This window comes from Thalassospira sp. GO-4 (genome assembly GCF_023588965.1).
Lineage (GTDB): Bacteria > Pseudomonadota > Alphaproteobacteria > Rhodospirillales > Thalassospiraceae > Thalassospira > Thalassospira povalilytica.
Genome location: NZ_CP097807.1, coordinates 2,584,908 through 2,600,823 on the forward strand (window position 1 = coordinate 2,584,908; position 15,916 = coordinate 2,600,823).

Below are 15,916 nucleotides of genomic sequence, written 5' to 3' on the forward strand. Positions count from 1 at the left end.
GGCGCGTTGCAAAGTCAAGAAAACCCGCGTCTGACAGGGTTTTATCATTGATGAAATTGTCGTGATGCGGCCCAACCGGCGCGTCAGGCCCGCGAAGTTGAACTGTCAGACGATTTTTCGACATCCGAAAACAGAACATATCCGTTCTTGCCCCGCGCCTTGGCGGTATAAAGCGCAATATCGGCACGTTCCAGAAGCTTTTCCGGGTCATGGCCATGTTCCGGATAGACCGAAATCCCGATGCTCATATTGATCGAGACCCGGTTCCCGCCCGTGATGAAGGGCATCAGGATTTCGTGCAGAATGCGTTCGGCAAGCATGGTGGCCTCGGTGGCACCGTTTTTGTCGACATGACAGACAATGACCATCTCGTCACCACCAAGACGCGCGACAAGATCACCACCCCGCACGCATCGCCGCAACCGCTTTGCCACTTCGCGCAGAACGTCATCACCCGCCGCATGGCCAAACCGGTCATTGATCGGTTTGAAATCATCCAGATCAAGCATCAGGATCGCCAGTTCGCCTTTTTTGCGATCTGCGCGCGCAATGGCATGTTCAAAATAGGCATCCATCGCCAAACGGTTGCCAAGCCCGGTCAGCTTGTCATGGTGGGCGATATGTTTCATCGCCCCCAATGCCGCATCTTTTTCCGTCAGCTTGGCCAACAGGGACTGGAGGTTTTTGGACAGGATATTGATTTCGCGAGCGCCGCGCACATCCGGGAGCTGGCTGATTTCGCCGCGCTTCATTGCTTCGATCGCGTTGGCCATATGACCGATCGGCCCGACCAGAAAGCCGGCCGCCCACCAGGCGATGATACTGAACACGACCGCAAGAAGCGTTCCCCAGATCAGAATATCACGGCGCAATTCAAATACCGGTGCAAGGGCATCATCGACATGCTGACGCACGAGGATCGACCAGTTCAAACCATCATAATCAAGATGCCCGTCCGCAGGCGCATATCCGGTCAGATATTCCCGGCCATCGGGCCAGGTGCTTATTTTCCAGCCGACATGATTGCGCTTTGCCTCGGTCAAGGCATCAAGACGCAGGCTGGTCCCCACCAGTTCCTGATCGGGTCCGAGCAACACCGTGCCTTCCTGCGAAATAACAAAGATATCGACATTCTGATGGATACCCTGACCACCAAAAAGCGACTTGCGGACCGTATCGGCCCATTCCCAACTCAGATGCGTTGCCAGGACACCGGTGAATTCATCGCTGTCATTGACCAGTGGTACAGCGATATCGACGAACTGGATGGGTTCACCATTATAAAGCGGGAATTTTTCGGCAAGCAGTTTGGCATCATGCACATCACCGATGAACTGGCCGTTCTTGCCGTACTGGAATACGGGGCGCTGGGCGATATTCATTCCAACAAGCATGTCGCCGGTCGCGGCAACCACCGTTCCTTCGTCATCAAGTACACCGATCCAGGTGAAAACCGGAATTTCCCGGCGCAGCCGATTGATGATCGAACTGATTTCGCGCACATCTTCGAAATTGCGCAGGGCACCCAATGTGCTCAGAACTGAGACTTCGCCGCGATGTGTCCACATGGTGCGGTCAAGCTCGTCAGCCATCTGAAGTGCGATATCAGACACGCCAAGGCCGATCTGCGTTTGTAAATCTGCACCGGACCGTTTGCCGACCACAAAGCTCATCAATGCCGCCAACCCGACAACCATAAGCGCAGTTGCCAAGGCGACTTGCACACGGATTCCGACTTGAAACAGCTTGTTCAAGGCTGACCCTCTCACTCTCCGGGACCGGGGCATATTGTTTTTGCGTGTTTGCCCTCGGTGCGGCTGGTTTGCCATACCGCATTTAATGACGGTGATATAAGGATCAGACAAGCGGTTTTGAAGAAGGACCCAAACAAAATATGACAGCCATCTTATATGGCTGTCATATTCGAATGCACGTGGATCAGCGTCAAACGCGCCGATCAAATATCAAAGAACACCGTTTCGTTTTCACCCTGCAGAACAATGTCAAAGCGATAGACCGGCACAGCGCCGCTGTCATCACGCGTTGCGATCAGGGTTTTACGGCGTTCGGTTTGCTCAATCAGGTTCAGGACCGGGTCGACTTCATTGGCGTTTTGTTCGTCGGCAAAATACATCCGCGTATTCAGGCCGATATTGATGCCACGTGCGACAATCCAGAAATTGACATGCGGCGCCATATCCCGACCATTTCGGCCTGTCACCACACCGGGCTTGATGGTTTCAAACCGGTACACCGCGGTCTCAAAATCAGTACCGGTGCGCCCCCAACCACGGAAGTTTGCATCAATCTCGCCCCTGTTCTGGCGGTCAAGTTCATGATTGTAGCGCCCATCTGCATTGGCCTGCCAGATTTCAAGCAACGCATCGCGAAGTGGCGTACCCGTCCCGTCAATCACCCGGCCTTCGATGATGATCCGTTCGCCACGGGTATTTTCATCGGCCATAATATTGGTGAAATTGTTTTCAAAAATATCAAAGCCCGCCTGTTTAGGGATCAGGCCGATATGGACATAGGGGCCTGCCGTCTGAGATGCGGTTTCTTTGAGATATTCAAGTGACTGCACCATGGATCAGTTCCCTTCCAGACGGTTTTCAAACAAGGTCGAACGACGACCGCGCAAAACGATGTCAAACTTGTAGGCAATGGTATCAAGCGGGATTGAGCCATTGAGATCAATCGGCGCAATCAGGCGGTTGATCGCATCTTCATCGGGAATGACATGGACAATCGGGCATTCCTTGATCAGCGGATCGCCTTCGAAATACATCTGGGTGATCAGACGCTGGGCAAAGCCCGATCCAAAGACCGAAAAATGGATGTGGGCCGGACGCCAGCTATTGACATAGTTGCGCCACGGATAGGGTCCCGGCTTGATCGTGCGGAAAAAGTAATAGCCGTTTTCATCCGTCAGCGCGCGCCCGCACCCGCCAAAGTTCGGATCAATCGGGGCAAGATAGGTATCCTTTTTATGGCGATAGCGCCCACCGGCATTGGCCTGCCAGAATTCAACCAGCGTATGGGGAACCGGGCGATTGTTTTCATCAAGAACCCGACCATGCACGATGATGCGTTCGCCAATCGGATCGCCATCCTTGGCATAATTGCGGATCAGATCGTTATCAAGCGGACCAAGTTCGTGCTGGCCAAATACCGGCCCGGTTGTTTCGGATAATGATCCCTGAAGCGACAACATCGCCTGACGCGGCGAACGCGCGACTGATGTTTTATAAATCGGCGTATAGCCCGCGGGCTGAAGCGTTCTGTCACGCTGATAGAATTCCATTGATCTTCCTCCGCAAAATGTTTGTTCCGGTTTGTGCCGGTGTTGCGAACATCCTGCGCAGTCGATTGCATAAAATAAATGCATGATTTATCATTTAATTCATGAGCAATTTCGATCATTTGGAACTGGACGGGCATGCATTGCGGTTGTTTCTGGCCGTCCTTGAAGAAGGATCGGTAACCGCAGCCGCCGAACGGCTTGGCGTGACGCAATCAGCGGTCAGTCACAATCTGACCAAGCTGCGCCGGATCATGCGCGACCCGCTTTTCACCAAATCCGGGCGCGGCATTGTTGCCACCGCCCATGCCCAAAGCCTGGCCGAACAGGCGCGGTTTCTTCTTGATCAGATGCAGGCCTTTGCCAGTGGGGCAGATTTCAATCCCGCCGATGCCCGCCTGTCGCTGACCATTGCCGCAAACGATCTTCAACGCGATCTGTTGTTGCCCAGCCTGTTTGAAAGCCTTGAAAGGCAGCTTGCCGAAATCCGGATGACGGTTGTGCCATCCCTTTTGCCCGGTCCGGCCTTGTTGCGCGAAAATCGCTGTGACCTTCTGATTTCGCCGCGCCCGCCCGAAGGTGTCGATATCGTCCAGAAACGCCTTTTGACCGATCATTACATGGTGTTTTTCGATCCCGAAATGCGCGCAGCCCCGGCAAATGCAGATGACTATATGTCAGCCCGCCATATCACGGTTCGTTACGGCAATAACCGCACCCTTGAATTCGATGATATGCTTGAAAATCAGGGGATTGATCGTAACATCGTTTTGCGGGTGCCTAACTTTACCGCCATTGCCGAATTTCTGCGGGGCAGCCAGATGATCGCAACTTTGCCGAGCCTTTTGCAGCAGCATGCCCTGCGTGATTTTGCGCGTGTGCCCGTGCCACTCGATACACTTGCCGTCAACACCATCGATCTTCCGATCTATATGTGCTGGCACCAACGATATCAGCACGATCCATCACACAGATGGCTTCGTTCCCAGCTTGAAGATGTGGTGGCTGCCAAACTGCGCACACCATCGAACCGCCCGCTTTCGCAACAAACAGGCTAGACAGCACGTCATGACCATTACCCAGATCATTTATTGGCTTGAATTGGCGGGCGTCGCCGTTTTTGCAATAACCGGCGCGCTTGAAGCATCGCGACGCCAGATGGATGTTGTCGGCTTTGTTCTGATTGCGACCTTTACCGGCATTGGTGGTGGCACCGTTCGTGACGTGATCACCGGGGCGACGCCGGTTTTCTGGATCCGGGATCCGGCCTGGGTGGTGACTTGTATCGGGGCTGCGATCTTTACCTATTTCACGGCTCATCTTGTGGAACGGCGCTATGTGGCGCTGATCTGGCTTGATGCGCTTGGCCTTGCGTTATTTGGTGTAACCGGGGCTGCGATTGGTCTTAATCTTGGTGTTGCGCCACTGGTCGCGATCATTCTGGGAATGATTTCCGCAACATTTGGCGGCATGGTCCGCGACGTTGTGTGTAACGAAATCCCGCTGATCCTGCGCCCGGAAATCTATATCAGCTGCGCACTTCTGGGGGCGAGCATCTATGTCCTTGGCACGGCCGTTCTGGAATTGCCGCGTGGACCGGTGGCAATCATTGCGTTTTTCTGTGCATTTTTGCTGCGCGCCTGTGCGATCAAATTCAAGCTGAGCTTCCCGGTTTATAAAGCGCGTCCCGGCCGCGAATATTAAGCCATATGCAGGTGCTTTCAGCCGACGCCTTTGGCCTCACCGCATCCATAGTGAGTTAACTGACTTTATCGCGCAACAAGGCTGATGTTTGGCTGATACCCAGCATAACTTTTGACAAATACCTGGCAAGCCTTGTCATTCGACAATCAGCTGCACCCGATCACTTGAAAAGGCCGTAACGCCATATTCGATCGGCACCCCGGCAGAATCAACATCGATGCTTTCTGTTGAAATAACCGGGCGGTTTTTGGCTTGTTTCAAAAGACTTGCCACACGCGATGACGGCAAGGCCGCCGAAATTCGCGTTGTTTTGCGGCTGTAATCATCAATGCCAAATCGTTTGAAGGCCTCGGTCAGGGATTTGGTTTGCGTAAAAATGTCAACGATGCCGTCAAACCGGGCTGCTGGCATGTAGCTTGTCGCCACAGCCAGTGGAATGCCATCGGCCTCGGAAACGGAAAACAGTTCGATCACGCGGGTACCGGGTTTGACATCAAGACAATTGGCAACCGTTACATTTGCCTTCAGCACCTCTGACGAGATCAGCCGTTTATCGGGAAGACGGTGGCGCCCCGATACGATCTGGGAAAATCGGGTTTTGGATCCCAGCGGATAATCCAGGATCTGCTCCTGGACAAAGGCACCGCGTCCCTGTTCGACACGCACCACATGACTATCGACAAGTGCCGCCATTGCGCGGCGCACGGTATGCCTGTTCACGCCGAACCGGCGCACCAGCTCCATCTCGGTCGGCATTTTATCACCGGGTGAAAACACGCCTTCGGCAATATCAGCCAGAAGCTGCTTTTCAATTTGTTTCCAGATAGATAGTCCCGGCTCCCAATCCATCACTTTCCCCGTTCATAAAACTTTCACCGCAAGACCTTTGCCGAGCTCGATGAATCGTCTTATAACGTGAATATGTATAGACGTCTAGACAAATTTTGAATTTGTCGACTTGCTGGAAAAGGATCAGACAGATGACGGCGCATACCGCCCGGACAGACGGGCCCGCCCAGGATCACAATCCCCTTCATCAGAACCAGACAGAGCCTGTTGATCAGGCGACCGCTGCGCGGCAACGCTGGATGTCGGTTCTTGCACGCACGCCACGTGCGGCTCTGGAAAGCGAATGGACCACCCGTTATGGCGATCAGAATTGGTCCCTGTTGCGCGAACCGCAGATCGGCATGGTGATGGTGCGTGGGTGTGCAGGTGGTGCGGGGCAGCGTTTCAATCTTGGGGAAATGACCGTAACGCGCTGTGCTGTGACGCTTTCGGACGGCACCGTTGGCCATGCCTATGTCAAGGGTCGCGACCGTTTGCAGGCTCAATATGCCGCGCTGTTTGATGCCGTCATGTTGCGCGATGGATCGGCCGGGGATTTCATTGATGACCTTGCCAATGCACAGGCCGATGCCAAACGCGACCATGCCCGCAAGGTCGCCGCAACCAAAGTTGATTTCTTTACCCTTGTCCGCGGAGAAGATGAATGACCCTGCAATCCCAGACAAGTGACTTGCTGCCGGGCTTTGACCATGCCGCCTTTGATTCGAATGCCGTTTTCCGGGTTTTGCTTGATACTATGTCGCGGCCCGGGCGCATTTACGACCTGCCGGTTTCGATTGCCACACCTGATGGCCTGAATGCATCTGCCACCGCGACACTCCTTACCATGGCAGATATGGACACCACCATCTGGCTGTCGCCATCGAGTGCAACAAAATCCGCAAATGATCATCTGAAATTCCATTGCGGCTGCCCCATCAGTGATGACGTTGCGCAGGCCGACTTTGCCGTTGCCCGGATTGACGATGACCTTTCCTTCATCACACGTCTTTCGATGGGCAATGCTGAATATCCCGATCAATCGGCAACCCTGATCCTGATGGTCGACGACATCACCAATGCACCGGCAATGAAACTGACAGGGCCGGGGATCAAGGACAGCCATGACCTTGCGATCAAAAACCTGCCAGCAAGCTTCCATGCCTGGCGCACGGAAAACCATCACATGTTCCCGTGCGGGGTTGATGTGATTTTCGCAAGCCCGACCCAGATTTCCGCCCTTTCGCGCACCACCCGGATTGAGGTCATTTAACCATGTATGTTGCCGTTAAAGGTGGCGAACGCGCCATCAACAATGCCCACCGGCTGCTTGCCGAACAGCGCCGTGGCGACAAAAAGGTTGCCGAAATCCAAACCGATCAGATCGAACAGCAATTGTCGCTGTCGGTGACCCGCGTCATGGCCGAGGGATCACTTTATGACCGCGATCTGGCCGCCCTTGCCATCAAACAGGCCCGCGGTGATTTGATCGAGGCGATTTTCCTGATGCGTGCCTATCGCACGACATTGCCGCGTTTTGCCTTTTCCAAGCCGATCAAAACTGCGGACATGGATATATCACGCCGCATTTCGGCAACCTTCAAGGACTTGCCCGGCGGGCAGATTTTGGGCCCGACCTTTGACTATACCCATCGTCTGCTGGATTTCACCTTGATGGCCAATGGCGAGGAACCGCTTGATGCGCCATGCGGCGAACAGCCGGTGGATGACCATATGCCCCGCGTTCTGGACGATATCCTGAATGACGAGGGCCTTATTCAGGACGAACCTGTTCCGGTTGATGACACTGGACCGGTTGCCGATTTGACCCGCGAACCGGTCAAGTTCCCGGCCGGTCGTGACCTTCGATTACAGAACCTGAGCCGCGGGGACGAGGGGTTTGTTCTTGCGCTTGGATATTCGACCCAGCGCGGATACGCCAACAGCCACGCCTTTGTTGGTGAAATCCGTTATGGCACCGTATCGGTTGAAATCGAACCCGAAGAACTCGGCTTTGCCATTGATATTGGCGATATCGAACTGACCGAATGCGAAACGGTCAACAAATTCAAGGGATCGAAAACCAAGCTGCCGCAATTTACCCGCGGCTATGGCCTTGTTTTCGGTCAGAACGAGCGCAAGGCCATTTCCATGGCACTGGTGGATCGTGCCATGCGTGCCGATGAAATGGGCGAACAGATCATGGGCCCGGCACAGGACAGCGAATTCGTGATGGAACATAGCGATAACGTCCAGTCCACCGGCTTTGTTGAACATATCAAGCTTCCGCACTATGTCGATTTCCAGGGTGAACTTGAACTTGTTCGCCGAATGCGGGCTGAAGTCGAAGAACGACTGGCCAAGCTTGATACTGAGACCGCCCGATCCCAACCCGAAGCCGCGGAGTAAATCCATGGAACAGACTGTCACTTATTCGGCGGATGGGGCAACGGCCTATAATTTCGCCTATCTCGATGAACAAACCAAACGCATGATCCGGCGCGCATTGCTTAAGGCCGTTGCAATTCCGGGATATCAAGTCCCGTTTGCCGGTCGCGAAATGCCGATGCCCTATGGCTGGGGCACGGGTGGCGTGCAGGTAACCGCCGCCGTCATTGGCCCGAACGATACCCTTAAGGTCATCGACCAAGGTGCGGATGACACCACCAACGCGGTTTCCATCCGTCAGTTCTTTGTCAAGACGGCAAATGTTGCGACGACCGAAAAAACCGCCGAGGCATCAATCATTCAGACCCGCCACCGCATCCCGGAAAAGGAACTGCGCGAAGATCAGGTTCTTGTTTATCAGGTGCCGATCCCCGAACCGCTTCGTTTCCTTGAACCGCGTGAAACTGAAACGCGCAAGATGCATGCACTTGAAGAATACGGCCTGATGCATGTGAAACTTTATGAAGACATTGCGCGTCACGGCCACATCGCCACCACTTATGCCTATCCGGTGATGGTCGATGATCGCTATGTGATGGATCCGTCACCGACACCCAAATTCGACAATCCGAAAATGAACGATATGGCGGCCCTTCAGCTGTTTGGGGCGGGACGTGAAAAACGCATCTATGCCCTGCCGCCCTACACCAAGGTCAAAAGCCTCGATTTCGAAGATCATCCGTTCGAAGTCCAGACCTGGAAAGATGAATGCGGCATGTGCGGCGCCCGCGACAGTTACCTTGATGAGGTCATTCTCGACGATCAGGGCAACCGGATGTTTGTTTGCTCGGACACGGATTACTGTTCCGAACGACAGGAAGCCGGCCATCGCGGCCCGCAACATCATGACCAGCCGCTTGGCAAGGCAGCACGCGAAAAGGCAGCAGAATAATGACCCAGATGAGCAATCCGCTTTTGCGTGTGGACAACCTGACCATGATGTATGGCGACCGGGTTGGTTGCAAGGATGTCAGTTTTGAGCTCCGCCCCGGCGAAGTTCTTGGCATTGTTGGGGAATCCGGTTCGGGCAAATCCACTTTGCTTCGCAGTATTTCCGCCCAGCAAGAACCGACCAAAGGAACGGTTCAATACAATACCCGCATTGATGGTGTGTGCGATGTCTATCAGATGTCCGAAGCCCAGCGCAGGCTTTTGATGCGGACCGACTGGGCGTTTGTTCATCAGAACCCGCGTGACGGGTTACGCATGAATGTCAGCGCCGGGGCCAATATTGGCGAACGCCTGATGGCGATCGGGGATCGTCATTACGGCAATATCCGAAGCAATGCGGATGCATGGCTTGGCAAGGTCGAAATTGCGTCCGAACGCCTTGATGATCTGCCATCGACCTTTTCGGGCGGCATGCAGCAACGTTTGCAGATTGCCCGCAACCTCGTAACCAGCCCGCGCCTCGTTTTCATGGACGAACCCACGGGTGGCCTTGATGTTTCTGTTCAGGCCAGATTGCTCGATCTGCTGCGCGGGCTGGTTCACGACCTTAATCTTGCGGTGATTATTGTCACCCACGATCTGGCGGTTGCCCGGCTTCTGTCGCACCGGCTGATGGTGATGCAACAGGGCAAGGTGATTGAACATGGCCTGACCGATCAGGTTCTTGATGACCCGCAGCATCCCTATACGCAGCTGCTTGTTTCTTCCATTCTTCAGAACTGACCGGGGCGGGAAAATGTCTGAAATGCTTCATGCTCAAAACGTCGCCAAAAGCTTTACGCTCCATACCCAGGGCAGCGTAACCATTCCGGTTTTTCAGGGTGTTGATTTCGCCCTTTCGGGTGGGGAATGCATCGCGCTGACCGGTGAGTCGGGTTCGGGGAAAAGTACCTTTATGCGCATGCTTTATGCCAATTACACGTGTTCTGACGGATCCATCAAGGTGTTCCATGATGGTGACTGGCTTGATATCACCACCGCCAGCCCGCATTCGATCCTTGAGGTGCGCAAGCGCACCATGGGCTATGTCAGCCAGTTCCTGCGCGTGATCCCGCGTGTGCCGACCCTTGAAATCGTGGCCGAACCGCTGGTTGCGCTGGGTACTGCCCGCGAAACCGCGATGGACAAGGCACGCGATCTTTTGACCCGGCTTCGCATTCCGGAACGTTTGTGGCAACTTTCGCCACTGACATTTTCGGGGGGCGAACAGCAACGGGTGAATATTGCCCGTGGTTTTATTGCCGATTACCCGATCATGCTGCTTGATGAACCGACCGCATCGCTTGACGCCCAAAATCGTGCCACTGTTCTGGCATTGATTGAAGAAGCCAAGGGACGTGGGGCGGCGATCGCCGGTATTTTCCATGACCATGAAACCCGTGATGCGGTGTGCACCGGGTCGTTTGATGTGACTTCGTTTAAAGTTGGGGCCAATGACTGAACAGATTTTTACCAATGCCAAACTCGTCCTGGCCAATGAAGTCATTGACGGTGCCGTCCAGATCAAAGACGGACTGATTGCTGATGTTTCCGACCGGCCATCCAACATTGCCGGCGCCGAGGATATGGGTGGCGATTACCTGATGCCCGGGCTGGTGGAACTTCATACCGACAACCTTGAAAAGCACCTGACGCCGCGCCCCAAAACCCGCTGGCCCGCTACGGCGGCCGTTGTCGCCCATGACAACCAGGTGGCAAGTGCGGGGATCACCACGGTGTTTGATGCCATTTCAGTTGGCGATGTGACCGATGGCTCGGAACGTATCGAACGCCTGATTGAATCGGTTACCGCCCTTGAACATGCACTTGAAAACAAGCTTCTGCGCGCAGATCATAAACTGCATCTGCGGTGCGAAACGTCTTATGGCGGACTGATCGAGGCACTTGATAACCTTGTTGATCTGCCTTTGGTCAAGATGCTTTCGGTGATGGACCACACACCCGGTCAGCGCCAGTTCGTCAGCCTTGATGCCTATTACACCTACTATCAGGGCAAATACGGCATGAGCGACGAAGAAATGCGGAAATTCATCGCATCGCGCAAACGCGATTCCGAACTTTATTCCGTCAAACATCGCCGTCATGTGGTGGATCTGGCACATGCCAAGAACCTTGCCCTTGCCAGTCATGATGACGCAACTGCCGAACATGTTGCCGAGGCCGTGCAGGACAAGATGACCGTGGCCGAATTCCCGACCACCCTTGAAGCAGCCAAGGCATCGCATGAAGGCGGACTTGGCGTGATGATGGGGGGACCGAACCTTGTACGTGGCGGTTCCCATAGCGGCAACGTTGCGGCAGGCGATCTGGCCAGGAATGGCTATCTTGATATCATTTCAAGTGATTATGTCCCGCACAGCCTGCTGCACGGGGCGATGAAACTGTTTGATGATTTTGACGGCTATGATTTGCCGCGCGCCATTCGCACCGTAACGCTTAATCCGGCAACGCAAGTGGGCCTGACAGACCGTGGTGAAATTGCCACGGGCAAGCGTGGCGATCTGATCCGGGTGCATCATTCCCCGCATCATCCGATTGTGCGCGGGGTCTGGCGTGAAGGTGTTCGGGTGTCATGACCGAACGCCATACCCATGATGGCGCGATAAAACCGGGACTTCTGGTCCTTGTCGTCGGCCCAAGTGGCGTTGGCAAGGACACCCTTCTGGATGCGGCACGGGAACGGCTGGAAGATGCAGCGCATATCTGCTTTCCGCGGCGTTGCATCACCCGCCCGGCCGGGTCGGTTGGGGAAATCCACATTCCGGTCCGACCGGAGGATTTCGCTCAGATGGCCCGACAGGGTGCCTTTCTGCTGAGCTGGAAAGCGCATGATCTATGCTATGGCATTCCGCGCCATGTGCAGGATGATGTGGCAAATGGCAAAACCGTCATCGTCAATGTATCACGCAGTGTGATCGATGATGCCCGATCCCTGATCGGTCATGGTCAGGTCCGGGTTCTGAACATTCGGGCCAGCAGGGATGTTTTGCGCAAACGTCTGGAAACCCGCGGGCGTGAGGACATTCTTGATATCGAACGACGTCTTGCGCGTGCGTCCGCCTATCAGATCGATGGCGACAATATCGTTCATGTCGATAATGATGCCGATCTTGAAACCGGTATCACACGCTTCATCGCCGCCATCGAGATTGATCACGCGATCGCCAATCGGGCCTGAACCCTGTCCCTCCGACGAAACATTACAAAAAATGCTGCAGTTTTTGCTGCAGCATTTTTTGTTTAGCCCTTAAGGGCAAATCTTTGCAAAAACCGGAATGGCTTGCCGTCCCCCGGATCCCCGAACAGGCAGATATCGGTAACTTCAAACGGTTCAGTACAAAGCGGCGCAACAACGGGTACCAATGCCTTTTCAAAGCGCGCAACCTGATCATCTTCAAGCTTGTTGGTCAGGGTCAGATGGAACCGGAATTCTTCCATCACATAGGGATATCCCCATTTGACCAAATTGGCTTCCTGGCGATCGGAAAGCCCCACCGCGCGGCGCTTGTTCATAGCTGCTTCGTCTTCGGGTTTGCGAAAATCATCAAGATCACGCACCAGCAATGCTGCAAGCGCGCTAAGATCGCCCAAGGGTTCGGTTGGCACAAGCGCCAGAAAGCGACCGATTGCCTTTAACTTAAGGGGGCCACAAGTGACCGGTTTGATTTGTGTAGCAACATCTTTGATCGCGGTTTCAAGGTCGGTTCTGCTTTGCCCGTCATTCAGGGCGAAGGGCGGCTTTAAAGTCCCATGAAAACCATAACGGGCAGGCGATGTTGTGGCCGCAACGACTTCATCATCATCAAGTCCGTCGACAACCGGCCGCGCAACATCCTTTCCGGTTGCGGCATCGCGCCCCAGCCAGGCATTGCCAAAAGCCCCAAGGCCGCTTTGCGGTGCCGGGGCATAATAAAGGGCATAGCGTTGATATTCTGACATGATTTCTCTTTGACGGAATGCCATGGGACCGAGCCCCATCTTGGGAATTGTCGCGCCAACGCGCAACACCCGTTTGATGAAAAACGCCGAAGAATTTCATCTTCGGCGCATCGCAAAATCAAACATCAATACCGGATCAGACCGTATCGTATTTCAGGCAGAAATCACGTACCGGAAGGCTTCGGAAATCAACCAGCCGTTCGCGCAACATATCATGGGACCAGTCCCACCATTGGATGCGCAACAGGGCATCGATGATATCGGCTTCAAACCGGGGACGAAGGGGACTTGCCGGAATGCCGGTCACAATGGTGTATGGCGGCACATCCTTGGTCACCACGGCACCGGAACCGACAACTGATCCAATACCGATGGTCACCCCGCCCTGCACAATCGCACCATGACCGATCCAGACATCATGATGAAGTGTCACGCGTTTTTCCCGACGCCAGTCAAAGAAGGCCGGATCATCATCGCCAAGCTCATAGGCGCTTGATCGATACTGGAAGTGATGCATGGATGCCCGGTCCATCGGATGTTGTCCGGGATTGATGCGGGTATGGGCCGCGATATTCACGAATTTTCCGATATCGGAATAGATGATCTCGCTGTCATTCACGACATAGGAATAGTCACCCATTTTCGTTTCGCGCATCGATGTCCGTGGGCCGACCTCGGTCCAAACACCCATTTCGCAATCAACAACCGTCGCAGTGCCATCAATGGTAGGATATTCCGAAAGCGCCTTCATGGCCGGTTTGGCCTGCGTGATTTGAAAACTCATCTGATCACGTCACCAACTTGCGCAGACGCTGGGAAACCATATCAAGCAGGCTGACCGAAATGATGATGATGATCATGACAGCAGCGGTTTCGGCGTAATAGAACCCGCGAATATATTCCCAAAGCACCATGCCAATCCCGCCCGCACCGACGATACCAAGGACCGTGGCCGACCGTACGTTGGACTCAAACCGGTAAAGCGAATAGGAAATCCAAAGCGGCAGGACTTGCGGGATCACGCCAAAAATAACTTCCTGAAGCGCATTGGCCCCGGTTGCGCGGATACCTTCGACCGGCTCGGGATCAATTGCCTCGACGGCCTCGGAAAACAGTTTGGCAAGAACACCCGTGGTGTGGATCCAGAGTGCAAGAACACCGGCAAACGGACCAAGCCCGACTGCCACAACGAACAGCATGGCAAAGACCATTTCGTTAATGGCGCGGAAGGAATCCATCAAACGGCGAACCGGCTGATAAACCCAGACCGGCACGATATTTTCAGAGGATAAAATGCCAAACGGGATCGAGCACACGATTGAAAGCGCCGTTCCCCAGATCGCGATCTGGATGGTGATCCACATTTCTTCGACATAGGTCTTCCACATCAGGAAGTCCGGCGGAAAAAAGCCTTCTGCGAAATCGACCATATTGCCGCTGTTTTCAAACAGGGCCATCGGGCGCATATCCGCACCTTCCCACGACATGGCCAGAAGACCAAGAATGACCGCCCAAAGCAAAAAGCTTGTTGCCGAGCGTTTCAGGTCCCTTGGCGGAAGCTCCGTTGCGACAGATGACGCGGAAGAAATGCTGCTATTCATCGTGTTAATCCCGGATGGTAAATGCAAACAGGGAGCACACGGTCCGTGCGCTCCCTGTCGGAAGATCGATTACTCGTAGGAAACGAGGATTTCGAGTTCAGCCAGTTTCTTGTCGATTTCAGCAACGCGTGCTGCTTTTTCGTCTGCTGACAGTTCTTCGGTGTTCTGGATTTTCAGCTTGTTCTTATAAAGTTCAAGCTGACGGATCGGATAAAGCTGTGCGTTCGAGCTTTCCATGAATTTGCCCATACCGTCCTGGATACCTGCCAGAACCTTGTTGGCACCTTCAACGTCGCCCATACGGCCATATCCAAGGAAGAAGGCCTTGATTTCGGACTTCAGTTCGCGCGACAGGTCCTTGCGGTAAACCATCGGGTCAGACGGGATCAGCGGCGAGGTCCAGATCACTTTGACCTTTTCGGTGATTTCCGGCTTGTTCATTTCGGTACGTGCGAGCTGCTCGGAATTGTTGGCAGCAACATCAACCTGCTTGTTGGCGGTCGCCATCAGGTTGGTTTCGTGGTTCGCATTGCGAACGGTCTTGAAGCAATCCTTCGGATCAACACCGTTCTGCGCAAAAACGTAATAGGTCGGAACCAGGAAGCCCGAGGTCGAGTTCGGATCACCGATACCGAAATTGAGCGAGCCATCACATTTCAGCATGTCGGCAAGGGTATTGAGCTTGTCGTTATCAGCCTGGGTGATGATGTGGGAATAATATCCGTTCGAACCATCGGATTTGGACGTCTGAACGAAAACTTCACCACCAGCACGGTCAACGGCTTCCATCGCCGACTTGTTGCCGAACCAGCCAACATGAACCTTGCCAAAACGCATGCCTTCGATGATGCCGGCATAGTCCGGGGCAAAGAATGCCTCGATCTCTTTGCCGAGCGCTTTTTCCATGTCATCGATCATCGGCTGCCACTGGGCTTTGAGGTTCGAGCTCGACTCAGTCGAGATGAAGCCGAAAACCAGTTTTTCCGGATCCTGCTCGAGCGGCTTGTACTCAACATCAGCAGCAGCAATGCCCGATGCCAGCAAGGTTGCAGCCAGTGCTGCAGATGCAATTGTCTTGGCGATCATAAGAAGTCCCCTGTCAAATATGAATTGGACGTGTGTCGATGAGGTAAGGCAGTCAAAA

The 15,916-nt window shown here is 54.1% G+C and carries 18 protein-coding genes; 10 read left to right on the top strand and 8 right to left on the bottom strand.

Translation table 11 applies throughout. The features are described from left to right. Nucleotides 1–83: 83 nt before the first annotated feature. The 3 genes from M9H61_RS11945 to pcaH all read right to left on the bottom strand — a co-directional run bounded on the left by M9H61_RS11945 (nt 84) and on the right by pcaH (nt 3,304). A complete protein-coding gene (locus M9H61_RS11945) occupies nt 84–1,724 on the bottom strand; it encodes a GGDEF domain-containing protein (RefSeq protein WP_250280608.1) in 1,641 nt (546 codons plus the stop codon). Nucleotides 1,725–1,957: 233 nt separating this feature from the next. After that, nucleotides 1,958–2,587, bottom strand: a complete 630-nt coding sequence (gene pcaG / locus M9H61_RS11950) for a protocatechuate 3,4-dioxygenase subunit alpha (protein WP_228196030.1) — start codon at nt 2,585–2,587, stop codon at nt 1,958–1,960. Nucleotides 2,588–2,590: 3 nt separating this feature from the next. Beyond that, complete coding sequence (gene pcaH / locus M9H61_RS11955) at nt 2,591–3,304, bottom strand: protocatechuate 3,4-dioxygenase subunit beta (protein ID WP_068519950.1); 714 nt, start codon at nt 3,302–3,304, stop codon at nt 2,591–2,593. Nucleotides 3,305–3,405: 101 nt separating this feature from the next. Between pcaH and M9H61_RS11960 the strand changes: the two genes are divergently transcribed. Next, entirely contained in the window at nt 3,406–4,359 is a 954-nt protein-coding gene (locus M9H61_RS11960; protein WP_250280609.1) for a LysR family transcriptional regulator, read from the top strand. Between the two features lie 10 nt (nt 4,360–4,369). Then, nucleotides 4,370–5,005, top strand: a complete 636-nt coding sequence (locus M9H61_RS11965; protein ID WP_068519953.1) for a trimeric intracellular cation channel family protein — start codon at nt 4,370–4,372, stop codon at nt 5,003–5,005. A gap of 135 nt (nt 5,006–5,140) precedes the next feature. On the opposite strand, the gene phnF is transcribed toward M9H61_RS11965, so the two are convergent. Then, nucleotides 5,141–5,854 (bottom strand): phosphonate metabolism transcriptional regulator PhnF, encoded by a 714-nt coding sequence (gene phnF, locus M9H61_RS11970; RefSeq protein WP_114114097.1) that lies wholly within the window; start codon nt 5,852–5,854, stop codon nt 5,141–5,143. A gap of 131 nt (nt 5,855–5,985) precedes the next feature. On the opposite strand from phnF, the gene phnG reads away from it, so the two are divergent. The 8 genes from phnG to phnN are packed head-to-tail and all read left to right on the top strand — an operon-like array spanning nt 5,986 to nt 12,410. Beyond that, nucleotides 5,986–6,501: a phosphonate C-P lyase system protein PhnG gene (gene phnG, locus M9H61_RS11975; protein WP_250280611.1), complete on the top strand. Its 516-nt coding sequence runs from the start codon at nt 5,986–5,988 to the stop codon at nt 6,499–6,501. Further along, the gene (gene phnH / locus M9H61_RS11980) at nt 6,498–7,106 is read left to right on the top strand and encodes a phosphonate C-P lyase system protein PhnH (RefSeq protein WP_250280613.1); all 609 of its coding nucleotides are present in this window, start codon (nt 6,498–6,500) and stop codon (nt 7,104–7,106) included. The genes phnG and phnH overlap by 4 nt, the downstream gene beginning before the upstream one ends. A 2-nt stretch (nt 7,107–7,108) precedes the next feature. Beyond that, the gene (locus tag M9H61_RS11985; protein ID WP_228196029.1) at nt 7,109–8,242 is read left to right on the top strand and encodes a carbon-phosphorus lyase complex subunit PhnI; all 1,134 of its coding nucleotides are present in this window, start codon (nt 7,109–7,111) and stop codon (nt 8,240–8,242) included. A gap of 4 nt (nt 8,243–8,246) precedes the next feature. After that, entirely contained in the window at nt 8,247–9,173 is a 927-nt protein-coding gene (locus M9H61_RS11990) for an alpha-D-ribose 1-methylphosphonate 5-phosphate C-P-lyase PhnJ (protein ID WP_250280616.1), read from the top strand. A gap of 8 nt (nt 9,174–9,181) precedes the next feature. Further along, a complete protein-coding gene (gene phnK / locus M9H61_RS11995; protein ID WP_101247360.1) occupies nt 9,182–9,955 on the top strand; it encodes a phosphonate C-P lyase system protein PhnK in 774 nt (257 codons plus the stop codon). A gap of 13 nt (nt 9,956–9,968) precedes the next feature. Further along, the gene (gene phnL / locus M9H61_RS12000) at nt 9,969–10,673 is read left to right on the top strand and encodes a phosphonate C-P lyase system protein PhnL (RefSeq protein WP_250280618.1); all 705 of its coding nucleotides are present in this window, start codon (nt 9,969–9,971) and stop codon (nt 10,671–10,673) included. After that, on the top strand, nt 10,666–11,808 hold the full coding sequence (locus M9H61_RS12005) for an alpha-D-ribose 1-methylphosphonate 5-triphosphate diphosphatase (protein WP_250280620.1): 1,143 nt from the start codon (nt 10,666–10,668) through the stop codon (nt 11,806–11,808). Before phnL ends, M9H61_RS12005 begins: the two co-directional genes overlap by 8 nt. Next, the gene (gene phnN / locus M9H61_RS12010) at nt 11,805–12,410 is read left to right on the top strand and encodes a phosphonate metabolism protein/1,5-bisphosphokinase (PRPP-forming) PhnN (protein ID WP_250280622.1); all 606 of its coding nucleotides are present in this window, start codon (nt 11,805–11,807) and stop codon (nt 12,408–12,410) included. Before M9H61_RS12005 ends, phnN begins: the two co-directional genes overlap by 4 nt. A 62-nt stretch (nt 12,411–12,472) precedes the next feature. On the opposite strand, the gene M9H61_RS12015 is transcribed toward phnN, so the two are convergent. The 4 genes from M9H61_RS12015 to phnD all read right to left on the bottom strand — a co-directional run bounded on the left by M9H61_RS12015 (nt 12,473) and on the right by phnD (nt 15,858). Then, the gene (locus M9H61_RS12015; RefSeq protein ID WP_250280624.1) at nt 12,473–13,171 is read right to left on the bottom strand and encodes a DUF1045 domain-containing protein; all 699 of its coding nucleotides are present in this window, start codon (nt 13,169–13,171) and stop codon (nt 12,473–12,475) included. Nucleotides 13,172–13,307: 136 nt separating this feature from the next. Beyond that, the gene (locus M9H61_RS12020; RefSeq protein WP_250280626.1) at nt 13,308–13,955 is read right to left on the bottom strand and encodes a chloramphenicol acetyltransferase; all 648 of its coding nucleotides are present in this window, start codon (nt 13,953–13,955) and stop codon (nt 13,308–13,310) included. A 4-nt stretch (nt 13,956–13,959) separates the two neighbouring features. Then, entirely contained in the window at nt 13,960–14,772 is an 813-nt protein-coding gene (phnE, locus tag M9H61_RS12025) for a phosphonate ABC transporter, permease protein PhnE (protein WP_250280628.1), read from the bottom strand. Nucleotides 14,773–14,841: 69 nt separating this feature from the next. Continuing rightward, a complete protein-coding gene (gene phnD, locus M9H61_RS12030) occupies nt 14,842–15,858 on the bottom strand; it encodes a phosphonate ABC transporter substrate-binding protein (protein WP_068519969.1) in 1,017 nt (338 codons plus the stop codon). Nucleotides 15,859–15,916 lie beyond the last annotated feature (58 nt).

Excerpts from the sequence above, each read along its gene's own strand:
- pcaG (WP_228196030.1), bottom strand. The coding sequence starts at position 2,587 with ATGGTGCAGTCACTTGAATATCTCAAAGAAACCGCATCTCAGACGGCA.
- pcaH (WP_068519950.1), bottom strand. The coding sequence starts at position 3,304 with ATGGAATTCTATCAGCGTGACAGAACGCTTCAGCCCGCGGGCTATACG.
- M9H61_RS11960 (WP_250280609.1), top strand. The coding sequence starts at position 3,406 with ATGAGCAATTTCGATCATTTGGAACTGGACGGGCATGCATTGCGGTTG.
- M9H61_RS11965 (WP_068519953.1), top strand. The coding sequence starts at position 4,370 with ATGACCATTACCCAGATCATTTATTGGCTTGAATTGGCGGGCGTCGCC.
- phnF (WP_114114097.1), bottom strand. The coding sequence starts at position 5,854 with ATGGATTGGGAGCCGGGACTATCTATCTGGAAACAAATTGAAAAGCAG.
- phnG (WP_250280611.1), top strand. The coding sequence starts at position 5,986 with ATGACGGCGCATACCGCCCGGACAGACGGGCCCGCCCAGGATCACAAT.
- phnH (WP_250280613.1), top strand. The coding sequence starts at position 6,498 with ATGACCCTGCAATCCCAGACAAGTGACTTGCTGCCGGGCTTTGACCAT.
- M9H61_RS11985 (WP_228196029.1), top strand. The coding sequence starts at position 7,109 with ATGTATGTTGCCGTTAAAGGTGGCGAACGCGCCATCAACAATGCCCAC.
- M9H61_RS11990 (WP_250280616.1), top strand. The coding sequence starts at position 8,247 with ATGGAACAGACTGTCACTTATTCGGCGGATGGGGCAACGGCCTATAAT.
- phnK (WP_101247360.1), top strand. The coding sequence starts at position 9,182 with ATGAGCAATCCGCTTTTGCGTGTGGACAACCTGACCATGATGTATGGC.
- phnL (WP_250280618.1), top strand. The coding sequence starts at position 9,969 with ATGTCTGAAATGCTTCATGCTCAAAACGTCGCCAAAAGCTTTACGCTC.
- M9H61_RS12005 (WP_250280620.1), top strand. The coding sequence starts at position 10,666 with ATGACTGAACAGATTTTTACCAATGCCAAACTCGTCCTGGCCAATGAA.
- phnN (WP_250280622.1), top strand. The coding sequence starts at position 11,805 with ATGACCGAACGCCATACCCATGATGGCGCGATAAAACCGGGACTTCTG.
- M9H61_RS12015 (WP_250280624.1), bottom strand. The coding sequence starts at position 13,171 with ATGTCAGAATATCAACGCTATGCCCTTTATTATGCCCCGGCACCGCAA.
- M9H61_RS12020 (WP_250280626.1), bottom strand. The coding sequence starts at position 13,955 with ATGAGTTTTCAAATCACGCAGGCCAAACCGGCCATGAAGGCGCTTTCG.
- phnE (WP_250280628.1), bottom strand. The coding sequence starts at position 14,772 with ATGAATAGCAGCATTTCTTCCGCGTCATCTGTCGCAACGGAGCTTCCG.
- phnD (WP_068519969.1), bottom strand. The coding sequence starts at position 15,858 with ATGATCGCCAAGACAATTGCATCTGCAGCACTGGCTGCAACCTTGCTG.